Annotated in this window: 1 protein-coding gene; it reads left to right on the top strand. The window is 38.6% G+C overall.

What is annotated here, in order from left to right; genetic code table 11:
- Positions 1-241: hypothetical protein (locus SB749_RS20630; RefSeq protein WP_410711958.1), on the top strand; the 241-nt coding region annotated here is incomplete at both ends.

The raw sequence follows: 241 nt of genomic DNA on the forward strand, positions 1-241 counted from the left end.
GGGGTAAATGGTGATGTAGTTACTATGTCACTACAAACTGCTGACGGTGTTGAGTATCAAGTCGGGGACACTTTCACACAGGACATTAATTTAGTAGATGCTTTACTAGAATCTGAGTATGAAGAAACTGCAAACCGTGTAGCAACAGCTATCGCTTCAGTAGAAAAGACAGAAGAAGCTAAAAAGTATTGGCAAGGTAAATTTAAAGATGCTATCGAAAACTTTAACCTAGTACCTTCAG

Origin of the sequence: Brevibacterium sp. SIMBA_078 (assembly GCF_046534565.1) — a bacterium.
GTDB lineage: Bacteria > Actinomycetota > Actinomycetes > Actinomycetales > Brevibacteriaceae > Brevibacterium.